Annotated in this window: 9 protein-coding genes and 1 pseudogene; 6 read left to right on the top strand and 4 right to left on the bottom strand. The window is 66.9% G+C overall.

The window, feature by feature from the left end:
- Positions 1 to 464: 464 nt before the first annotated feature.
- On the bottom strand, positions 465 to 2,666 hold the full coding sequence (helR, locus tag ON20_RS22280) for an RNA polymerase recycling motor ATPase HelR (RefSeq protein WP_174361917.1): 2,202 nt from the start codon (positions 2,664 to 2,666) through the stop codon (positions 465 to 467).
- A gap of 393 nt (positions 2,667 to 3,059) precedes the next feature.
- A complete protein-coding gene (locus ON20_RS22285; protein WP_040838269.1) occupies positions 3,060 to 3,995 on the bottom strand; it encodes an AraC family transcriptional regulator in 936 nt (311 codons plus the stop codon).
- A gap of 134 nt (positions 3,996 to 4,129) precedes the next feature.
- Here ON20_RS22285 and ON20_RS22290 point away from each other — a divergent pair, with 134 nt between their 5' ends.
- The 3 genes from ON20_RS22290 to ON20_RS38045 all read left to right on the top strand — a co-directional run bounded on the left by ON20_RS22290 (position 4,130) and on the right by ON20_RS38045 (position 6,216).
- Positions 4,130 to 4,822, top strand: a complete 693-nt coding sequence (locus tag ON20_RS22290) for an NAD(P)H oxidoreductase (RefSeq protein WP_040838306.1) — start codon at positions 4,130 to 4,132, stop codon at positions 4,820 to 4,822.
- 123 nt (positions 4,823 to 4,945) lie between these two features.
- Positions 4,946 to 5,890, top strand: a complete 945-nt coding sequence (locus ON20_RS38040; protein WP_040838271.1) for a ketopantoate reductase family protein — start codon at positions 4,946 to 4,948, stop codon at positions 5,888 to 5,890.
- A complete protein-coding gene (locus ON20_RS38045; protein WP_051163096.1) occupies positions 5,887 to 6,216 on the top strand; it encodes an ArsR/SmtB family transcription factor in 330 nt (109 codons plus the stop codon). Before ON20_RS38040 ends, ON20_RS38045 begins: the two co-directional genes overlap by 4 nt.
- Positions 6,217 to 6,368: 152 nt before the next feature.
- Here ON20_RS38045 and ON20_RS22305 read toward each other — a convergent pair whose 3' ends face one another.
- Entirely contained in the window at positions 6,369 to 6,554 is a 186-nt protein-coding gene (locus ON20_RS22305) for a hypothetical protein (RefSeq protein WP_040838274.1), read from the bottom strand.
- A 92-nt stretch (positions 6,555 to 6,646) separates the two neighbouring features.
- Here ON20_RS22305 and ON20_RS22310 point away from each other — a divergent pair, with 92 nt between their 5' ends.
- Both ON20_RS22310 and ON20_RS22315 read left to right on the top strand, forming a co-directional pair.
- Positions 6,647 to 7,252 carry a TetR/AcrR family transcriptional regulator gene (locus tag ON20_RS22310; RefSeq protein WP_040838275.1) on the top strand — a complete coding sequence of 202 codons (606 nt, stop codon included), beginning with the start codon at positions 6,647 to 6,649 and terminating at the stop codon, positions 7,250 to 7,252.
- Positions 7,253 to 7,347: 95 nt separating this feature from the next.
- Positions 7,348 to 8,238: an alpha/beta hydrolase gene (locus ON20_RS22315; RefSeq protein ID WP_040838277.1), complete on the top strand. Its 891-nt coding sequence runs from the start codon at positions 7,348 to 7,350 to the stop codon at positions 8,236 to 8,238.
- Between the two features lie 442 nt (positions 8,239 to 8,680).
- Here the strand turns inward: ON20_RS22315 and ON20_RS22320 are convergent, their stop codons facing one another.
- Complete coding sequence (locus ON20_RS22320) at positions 8,681 to 9,064, bottom strand: Rv1352/Rv1906c domain-containing protein (RefSeq protein WP_040838279.1); 384 nt, start codon at positions 9,062 to 9,064, stop codon at positions 8,681 to 8,683.
- 528 nt (positions 9,065 to 9,592) lie between these two features.
- Here ON20_RS22320 and ON20_RS22330 point away from each other — a divergent pair.
- Positions 9,593 to 9,866, top strand: a pseudogene (locus ON20_RS22330) (chloramphenicol phosphotransferase CPT family protein); the annotation flags it as partial.

Genomic DNA, 9,866 nt, shown 5'->3' on the forward strand with positions numbered 1-9,866 from the left:
GAGCATCGACACCGGACAGCGGGACCACCGACTGGGATCGCAAGGGGCGCAAGGCATGCGGCAGGGCGATGTCGAGCGCTTCGGCCGAACCGATGCCCCCGAACGTCTGTCGCGCCCCCTTCCGCACACCCCGAACGTCCGAGAGAGGCGGCCGGGGGAGTCGATCACGTATTCCCGTCGCAGGGAACGACTTCCATAGAAACAAGCCGTTATGTATCGTACCGTCATACAGCGGCACATTTGGTCGCGCCCGGACGCGGAGCCGGGCACGAGATATCGAATCGACGGAAACGGGGTTGAAATGTTCTACGACATGATGACATTTATGCTCATGATGTACACCATGATGATGTTCCTCTAGAAGCGGTCGGTTTCGGCGACGGCCCGCCCGAGGACATCACCTGCCCTCGGGCCCCGTTGCCTTTCGGCCATGCCGAGGCCCGGAACAGGCCGCACGCGAATCGCTACACCAACCGTTGGTCCCCGCCCCGAGTGGATGCCACGGCTTCGGCGAGTCCGCTCAAAGCCGGTGGCAATGGGCCCCGGTGCAGGACGCCGAGGCGCTGGGTGGCGCGGGTGAGGGCGACGTAGAGCTCGGCCGCGCCACGCGGGCCGTCGGCGAGGATCCGTTCCGGTTCCACGACCAAGACGGCATCGAACTCCAGACCCTTCGTCTCCGACGCCACCACCGCGCCCGGCACACCCGGCGGCCCGATCACGACGCTGGTACCCTCGCGCCCGGCTTCGTACTGGACGAATTCCTCGACGGCAGTGTCCAATTCGTCCTCGGTGACCCGCCTGGCCCACGGCCGGACACCGCACGCGCGAACCGAATCCGGCGGCCGGACCTCGGGTGCGAACTCGGCGAGCAGCGCGGCAGCGACGGACATGATCTCCGCCGGGGTGCGGTAGTTCACCGACAGCGACCGGTAGACCCAGCGGCCGGGCACATACGGCTCCAGCATCGTGTTCCACGATGTCGCTCCGGCCGCCGACCGGCGCTGAGCGAGATCGCCGACCACCGTGAAGGATCGGCTCGGGCAGCGCCGCATCAGTACCCGCCAGTCCATTTCGGACAGCTCCTGGGCCTCGTCGACCACGACGTGCCGATAGGTCCAGTCCCGGTCCGCGGCGGCGCGTTCGGCGAGTTCACGGGTGTCGCGTTCGAGGAAGCGATCCGCCAGGTCCTCGGCGTAGAGCAGGTCCTGGGCGATCAGGTGGTCCTCGTCGTCCATCAGATCCTCGCGATCGATCAGGATCTCCAGCACGCCGGCCGCATACTCGGCTTCGGCGTGCTGCTCCCGCTCGGCGGTCCGGTCGGCCGGCCTGTCGCGGCCCAGCAGATCGACCAGTTCGTCGAGCAGCGGCACATCCGACACCGTCCAGGCTTCGCCCTCGGCGCGGAACAACGCCTGCTCGGCGCCCGCCGCTCGCAACCGTTCCGGGGACGTGTACAGCGAGGCCAACAGTGTCTCCGGGGTCAGTATCGGCCAGAGTTCGTCGAGCGCGGCGGTGAACCGCTCGTGCTCCGCGAGCTCCGCGAGCAGGTCCGCCCGCAGGTCCGCCCATGCCGCGCGGTCCTTCCGGGTCAGCCAACCCCGACCGATCCGGGCTATCGCCCGCTCGGTGAGAACATAGGTGACGATCTCGCGGAACACCGCACGGGCCTCGTTGTGCGGCAGCCCGCTCGCGCGCGCCTCCTCCCTGGCCCACTCCGCGGTCTCGGCGTCGATCCGCACCGTGACATCCGATAATTCGATCGGCAACGGCTGTTCCGGCAGTCGTTGCCGATCGGCGATCGCCGCCGCGAGCACATCCAGGATCTTCAGCGAACCCTTGAGCCGCGCGGCGTCCGGGGTGTCCTCGGCGGTGACGCGTAGACCGGGCACGAAATCGCCGGTGGTCATGAACACCGCGTTCGTCTCGCCCAGGGACGGGAGTACGCGGCCGATATGGTTCAGGAACGCCGGGTTGGGCCCGACCACGAGCACACCGTGGCGCTCCATCCGCTCCCGCTGGGTGTAGAGCAGGTACGCGACCCGGTGCAACGCCACCACGGTCTTCCCGGTTCCCGGACCGCCCTCGATCACCAGCACCCCCGGGTGGTCGAGCCGGATGATCTCGTCCTGTTCGGCCTGGATCGTCGCCACGATATCGCGCATCCCCGCACCGCGCGGCGCGTTGACCGCCGCGAGCAGGGCCGCATCACCGCGCTCCCCACCACCGGGCCGGCCGAGGACCTCGTCGGTGAAATCGACCACCCGACGTCCGCGGGTATGGAACTGGCGCCGCCGACGCATGTTCTCCGGATTCACGGCGGTGGCGACATAGAACGCGCGCGCCGCCGGCGCCCGCCAATCGAGCAACAGCGGTTCGTACTCGTTCTCCTCGTCGAATATGCCGATCCGGCCGATATACGAACGCTCGCCCGAGAGGGTGTCCAATCGACCGAAACACAGCCCGTTGTCCGCCACGGTCAGCCGCTGCGCCTCTTTGGCCAGGGTGCGCACCTCGACATCCCGGTCCCCCAGCGTCGCGCCGTTTCCCCGCAATGCCGCGCTGTACCGGGCCTTCACCCGCGTGCGCTCGGCGTCGAGCCACGTGTAGAGCCCGGCCACATAGTCCTGCTCGGACCGCAATTCGTCCTCGTACCTCTGAGATGACACGTACCCCTCGCTTTCCCGACGCGACGATCCGGTGTGGTTCACGTGGGCGCCGGCCCCTCCTCGACCGAGCTCATTGAATCGCACGAACACCCGCCGACGGTTCGACGTCCCCACACGGTCCGTCCGTCGACCACAGCACACGCATTCTCTACTCCCGTTTCCGCAGGCACTGACTCCAGGCCGACGATTGTGCGGCATGACCCCGGTCTTGCCGCAAGCCCCCCGGTGCGCTATAGATTGAAAGTGGAAAGAAGTCGCTACCGACGGTGCCGCCAGCTCGCAGTAGAGCTTGATCAGCTGTGACCACAATGGATTTCAAAGGCATCCGGAGATCGAATTCCTCGGTCCGACTCCCGGGGAGCAGTTCACAACTGGGGTGACTGTCGGTTTCTGCTACGCCCCGATATCGGAGAGGGCGCGAAAGTCGCTCGGACGGATGCCCCGGTGTCGTTTGAACGCCGCGCTGAAACCGAAAGCGTCCGCGTAGCCGACGGCCTTCGCCACCTGCGCCACGGTGAGACCGGGGTCGGCCAGCAGTTCTTCCGCCTCGTCCATCCGGCATTCGGTGAGATAGGCCATCGGCGACTGCCCCATCACCTCGGTGAAACGTCTCGCGAACAGGGCCCGTGACACGCCGGCCTCGGATGCCAGGGACGCTACGGTCCAGCCGGCGGCGGGTTTTCCGTGCATCGCTTCCAACGCCGGTCCGACCACCGGATCGGCCGACCCGCGATACCAGCCCGGCGCTTCGGCGCCCTCCCCTTCGAACCAGTCGCGCAGCGTGCACACCAACGCCCAGTCGAGCAGCCGGTCCATCAGCGCCTGAGCCCCGGCGGGCCGACGGGCCGCATCCGCGGCCACGGATGCCATCCAGGCGCATACGTCCACGTCGTCCGACACCACCAGAAGGGGTGGCACCGCGCGGAGGAGCCGTTCATGACGCCGGCCCGAGGCCCGGTAGGCGCCGACGATCAGAACGGTCTCGCCGACGGGGTCGTTTCCTCCCCGCCCGCCGGCGAGACCGACCTCACAGATCGCATCGGGGGCGAAACAGGCGATCTCGTACTCCTCATGCGGCAGTTCGACCGACTCCGCGCTGTCGGCGAGGAGAAACGGTTCGGGACCGCGCACGATCGCGGTATCCCCCACCGAAACCCGACGCTCGACACCACCGGGCAACAACAGCGTGCCCCCACCGCGCAACACGGTCACCATGGTCAGTGGCGCGCGGTCGGCGAAGCGGATTGTCCAGGGCGCTTCCAGAACCGCGTGGGTGAGCAGGGCGCCTTCGGCCCGAATACCACCCAGCAGCTTACTCAAGGGGTCCACGGCAAAAGCGTAGACGAACTCCTATCGAATGTAGATCTTTACCCATAGATCGTCCATCGTCCGGGGTATGGAATGAAATCCGATCCCTACCCAACCGATTCGTCCGAGAAACCCGGACCGAGATGGAGGAACCTGTGCCCCCCACCCCGAACGAAGACACCGCGACCGACCGCACCGCCCTGGTCGTCGTCGCCCACCCTCGCCCCGACTCGCTCACCGCCCATATCGCCCGACTGGCCGTCCGCCGACTCTCCGCGGTCGGCTGCCGAATCGACCTGCTCGACCTGCATGCCGAGAACTTCGATCCCCGTATGACCGTTGCCGACACACCGGATTGGAACAATCGGGACAAGACCTACTCCCCCGAGGTCGAGAGCCATATGCGGCGAATCCTCGCCGCCGATATCGTCATCGCGGTGTTCCCGGTGTACTGGATACACATCCCGGCGATCCTGAAGGGCTGGATCGATCGGGTGTGGACCTACGGATTCGCGTACGGCCGCAGCAAACCCCGGCTCGCAGGTAAGCGAATGCTGTGGCTCGGTCTGGCCGGCGCGGCGGACGACGACGCGGTCGTCGAGATCATGCAGCAGTCACTGAGCGCTCAACTCAACGACGGCATCGCCTACTACTGCGGCCTGGCCCAGTCGACGGTGGGACTGTTGCCCGGTGCCGAGGAGAAACGACAGCGTGTGGACGCCGACGGCAACCTGCTGTTCGACGAAGCCCTCACCGGCGCCGCACGCGACGCCCACTACGCGGCACTGGAGGCGCGGGCGATCGGCTTCGTCGACGATTTCGTCGCCGCCGATCGGGTCCCGGCCTGATCACCAGCACAATACCGGTGTGCCGCCGATCCGACCGGATAGCGGAGACCTTGCCGGCCAACGGTATTCGACGCAGTAGCCGGGCCATGTATTGTTCCATTTAAATATTTGAATGGAGTAAATATGCGGGTTCTGGTGGTCGGCGACGGCGCGCTCGGCCAGGTCTTCGGAATACGGCTCGGGTTCGGCGGCGCGGCCGTGAGTTACCTGGTCAAGCCCGGACGGACCGGATGGGCCGACACGGGTCGCACGCTGTATCGGCTGCGCAGGCTCGGGAAACCGGTCACCCAGCGGCTCCGGCCCGAGGGAGTGCACGCCGAGACCCCCGCCGGGACATGGGACATGGTGTGGCTGTGCGTGTCTTCGACGGCGCTGCGCGGGTCGTGGTTGTCCGAGCTGCGGAACGCGATCGGCACCGCGACCGTGGTGAGCATCGGTCAGGATCTCCACGACCGCGCCGTACTGGAGGAAGTCTGGCCCGCCGAGCAGATCGTGCAGGTCGCACCGTCCATGTTCGCCTACTCGGCACCGTTGGCCGCCGAGGTTCCGACACCGGGAATCGCGTACTGGATACCACCCGGCTCGACCCTGGAGGTGCTCGGCGACCGAGCCGACAGGACTCGGGCCGAGGCGGTGGCGACCGCCCTGCGGGCCGGTGGCCTGCGCGCCCGGCCTACCACCCGGGCCGATGCCGGCGAAGGCATCGCCGCCCTGACCATGCCCTACATCGCGGCCCTGGAGGTGGCGAACTGGTCATTGCCCGCTCTGCTCTCCGACGTCGATCCGGCACTCGAAGCCGCCGCCGAAGCGTCAGCGATCGTGGCCGCACGGATCGGCGGACGCCGCCGGCCCCGCACGCCGAAATCGGTGGTGAAGATGGCGCTGCGGTTGTTGCCTGCCCTGACCCCGTTCGACCTGGCACGGTACCTGGAAGCCCATTTCACCAAGGTGGCCGATCAGACCCGACTGATGCTCGACGGCTGGGTCGCCGAGGGCGAGGCCCGCGCGTTGCCGGTGACCCGGCTGCGCGAACTTCGCAGCGGTCTCCCGGTTCGGACGCCGCTGTGACCGCCCCCGAGGACATCCTGGCCACCTTCACCCACTGCCGGCCGTTGTTCACCGCACTCGGAGACGAACGGCGCCAGACGATCATCGCCCTACTGCTGAAAGCCGGGGGAAATGCCGGCGTGGGAGAGATCGCCGCGCAGTTGGGCCTCTCCCAACCGGCGGTCTCGCATCACCTGAAGATTCTCCGAGCGGCGCGACTGCTCACCGTCGAACGCCGGGGCACGCTTCGGCTGTACGCCCTGAACGGCGACGAACTCACCGGCATCCTCGCCCCGCTGCGTGAGCTCGTGGACCAGATCACCTCCTGCTCGCACACCGACGACTGATCTTCTTCTCGCGCTCGGCTGCCAAGGGTGAGCCCACTGCTCACCCTTGGCAGCCGAGCGCGAGATGAGGTCGGGCCGGCACGGTCGGTATCGTGCATACTGATCATCGAAGCCTTTGGTTGTCGAAAGTTTTCTGTCGCAAGAAGATACGATCAACCAAGGGCTTCACCCATGATCACCCGGCTCAGAGCTCGCCACTCGGGCCGGACGGTCTTTATCGCCCCACCGTCGGCCAGATGGTCCGCGCCCGTCAGGTTCCCGGAGACCGGGGAGGCCAGGAAAGTGACCAGCGCCGCGGTCTCGTGCGGTTCGGTGAGCCGGCCGGTGGTGATACCCATCCGGATGCCCCGGCGCCAATCGGCCGCGGGCTCACTCTCGGTCGGATCGTGCCCGGGCGTATCGCGGGCAACCCCGACGCTACGGTCATCGTATGACCGATAGCACAGCCGCGGCCCGCGCCGGCCGCCCTCGCGACACCCGGCTCGATTCCGCATTGCTGGCGGCGACAGCGGATCTGATCGCCGAGCGCGGATACAGCGCGGTCACCCTGCAGGCGGTGGCAGACGCTGCCGGGACGAGCCGGCCCGCGCTGTATCGCCGGTACACCGACCTCGCCGATCTGGTCGCATCCATGCTGATGGAGCGTTTCGGCCTCGAGCCCGGCGCCGAGGATCTCGGCGGAATCGAAGCGGAACTGCTGGCGATTCAGCAGCACCAGCAAGAGCTGTTCAACGACGTGGTCATGCGCAAGGCGCTACCCGGCCTGCTCGCCGACCTGGCGCGCAGTCCGGACCTGGCACAGCGTTTCCATGAACGGTTTCTCGGGCCGCGCCGGCTCTCGACCGCCTCGATTCTGGAACGCGCGGTGCTGCGTGGAGAGATCGCCCCGGGGACCGACCCGGAGTGGCTCTGCGATCTGATCACCGGCCCCATGCTGATGCGTGCGCTCGTTCCCACCCTGGGCCCGATCGATGCGGAACTGGTTCGGCTCACGGTGCGTTCGGCCCTCGACGCGGTCGGCTACCGCAGGCACTGAACAGAGTTATACCGCGTCCGCGGTATCTATGGTTGACGTCACGTTTCGACGGCCCTACATTGATTACGATACGTAACGTAATCAGAGGAGTCGGCATGCGGACGGACATCGAGTTCGACAGTAACGGCGTGACGTTGCGCGGCTGGTTGTACCGCCCCGGCGAATCCACGGACCCAACCCCGCTGGTGGTGATGACGCACGGTTTCGCCGGAGTCAAGGAGTGGGTCGCGCCGTTCGCCGAGGTGTTCAGCGCCGCCGGCCTCGCCTGCCTGGTCTACGACCACCCGGGATTCGGCACCTCCGATGGCGAACCGCGTTACGAGGTGGATCCGATGGCCCAGATCGAGGGCTATCGAGACGCGGTGACCTTCGCCCAAACCTTGGACGGGGTCGACCCGGAGCGGATAGCCGTCTGGGGAACGAGTTACGCGGGTGCGCACGTACTGGTCGTCGCCGCCACCGATCGACGGGTGCGGGCCGTCGTGTCCCAGGTGCCGCTGACCGCCGGCTGGGCGACGTTCACCCGGCTGGTTCCCTCGGTCATGCTGCCCACCGTCCACGCGGCCATCGCCGCGGACCGCGCCGGCCGGCTCGCCGGGAAACCACACGAAACGATCAAAGCGGCCTCCGACGACCCCACCGAGATGGTGGCGATGCCCGGCCTCGAAGTCTACGAATGGCTGATGGCGAACGGTCCGCAGATCCCGACCTGGCGTAACGAAGTGACCCTGTCCAGCGTGGACAAATTCCAGTCCTACGCTCCCGAGGCCTTCGTATCCCGGGTATCACCCACTCCGCTGCTCATGGTGGTCGCCGAACAGGACACGTTGACTCCCACCGAGGTTGCTCTGCGCAGCTACGCCGACGCCCTCGAACCCAAACAACTCGCGCTGATACCCGGTGGCCATTTCGCCGTATACGAAGAGCAGTTCGAGCGGGCTTCCACCGTCGCACGTGATTTCCTGCTCGACCGGCTCAATGGCTGAAGCAACCACTGTCGGCCCCTCACCCGAGAGCACGAACATCGCCGAGTCCGCACCGACCGGCGCGATACACCGACCCGCGCTGCCGTCACCGGTCGGCGGTCGTACGGTAGTGGGCGCGAACCTCACCCTCATCGGCTCGCCCTCGGGTTGATCGGGCTCACCGTGGCACTGTTCCGGGAGTGAACGGTGTTCGGCTCCAACGAGTCGAGGCAACACCTCGTCGCCGGATCGGCGCTGCTCCGACCGTGCCTTCCGGCCGAGGGCGCGCTCACCGTCTACGAGCCGGACCGCGCGGAATTCCCATTTCGACGGGGCGGCTGTCGCTTACGGGAGTAGCAGGCACGAACTACCGGTGTTCAGCTGATTTCCACGCCGCCGAACAGGCGTCCCGGCCCATCGACTCCGGAAGACAGGAGAAGTCGATGCCCCGGTCGGCAGAAGTTCAGCCACCGGTCGAGCCGCTGGATAGCGGTGAAACCAGCCGCCATTCGCCGCAGTTGGTGGTCTTGAACGCGGCGTCGGTCGACTGGATCGTGACTCGCACCGGATGCTCGCGAGTGAAGCCTTGATCGAGGAGTGGTCTCGATTTCTGGTTGATATCGTCGTCGGCGGTCCACGGCCGCCACAGCCTCTTCCACTCACATTCGCGGGCGGGATCGGCGGTGCCGGGCGCTTCCCAGATACCGGGCCGGATATCGGCCCCCACCAGATAGTCGCCATCGTGCGACATGACGTCGGCGGGTTCAGCGGACGCGGTTGCCGTGCCGATCAGCGCAACGGCCGACACCGCGGCGCCCAGAATCAGGTATATGCGGCGAGTTCGCATGACAGGGATGCCTCCTCGAATCGTGGCGGCGCCCCCCTTGGCCGGCCGGAACCCAATGGCCTGTGACAGCAGCGCCTTCCAGCCCTTCGTCACCGACACGGTATCGGAGGACACGCAGCGCGGGGCAGGTTTCCGGCGGAACATCACGGTAGTGATTCCCCGCATCGGCACATTCGAACCCGACACCCCGTGGTGGGTGGTCACGGAAGCAGCTGATTCGATCACTGAAGCACAGGAGTATCCGCTGCGGTCGGCACGCACCGTGCCGAAGAGGCCGGAACAGTGATCACGCTGGGATTCGTCATCGCCATCGGCCTGCCGCCGGCCGTACCGGTCTCGGCGATAATCCTGCCGGAACCCTGGGACAAGCCATGAGTCGTCCACGTGCGGAAAACGCGGAGGGTCCATCTCGCTAACGACTCCTCTCTCCCCACCCTGATCGGCTGAATAGTCTGGTCGGATGCCGAGCACAGAACCCCCAGCCGTGTCATCTTCCTCAACGGAACCTCGAGCTCGGGCAAGACCACCTTGGCCCGCGCCATCCAGGACGAGAGCGACACCCCGTTCCTCTACTGGGGAATCGACACCCTGCTCGGCCTGGTGCCGCCGAACTGGGGCGGCGGACGCAACGGCCCCCTCAGCAGAGGCGGATTCTGGTATGACCGCACCGGCCACGACGCGGACGGCCACCCGATCGTGGTCATCCGCTACGGCCACGTCGGACGACGTATGCTGCACTCCGCGTGCGCCGCGGCCGCCGCATTCGCCCACGGCGGTGACCACCTGGTCATCGACGAGATGC

The sequence above is a fragment of the Nocardia brevicatena NBRC 12119 genome, from assembly GCF_000308495.1.
Taxonomy (GTDB): Bacteria; Actinomycetota; Actinomycetes; order Mycobacteriales; family Mycobacteriaceae; genus Nocardia; species Nocardia brevicatena.

What these genes read in the sequence shown, in the direction of transcription:
- ON20_RS38040 (WP_040838271.1), top strand. Translation starts at nt 4,946, where the DNA reads ATGCGGGTTCTGGTGGTCGGCGACGGCGCGCTCGGCCAGGTCTTCGGA.
- ON20_RS22305 (WP_040838274.1), bottom strand. Translation starts at nt 6,554, where the DNA reads ATGGGTATCACCACCGGCCGGCTCACCGAACCGCACGAGACCGCGGCG.
- ON20_RS22310 (WP_040838275.1), top strand. Translation starts at nt 6,647, where the DNA reads ATGACCGATAGCACAGCCGCGGCCCGCGCCGGCCGCCCTCGCGACACC.
- ON20_RS22315 (WP_040838277.1), top strand. Translation starts at nt 7,348, where the DNA reads ATGCGGACGGACATCGAGTTCGACAGTAACGGCGTGACGTTGCGCGGC.
- ON20_RS22320 (WP_040838279.1), bottom strand. Translation starts at nt 9,064, where the DNA reads ATGCGAACTCGCCGCATATACCTGATTCTGGGCGCCGCGGTGTCGGCC.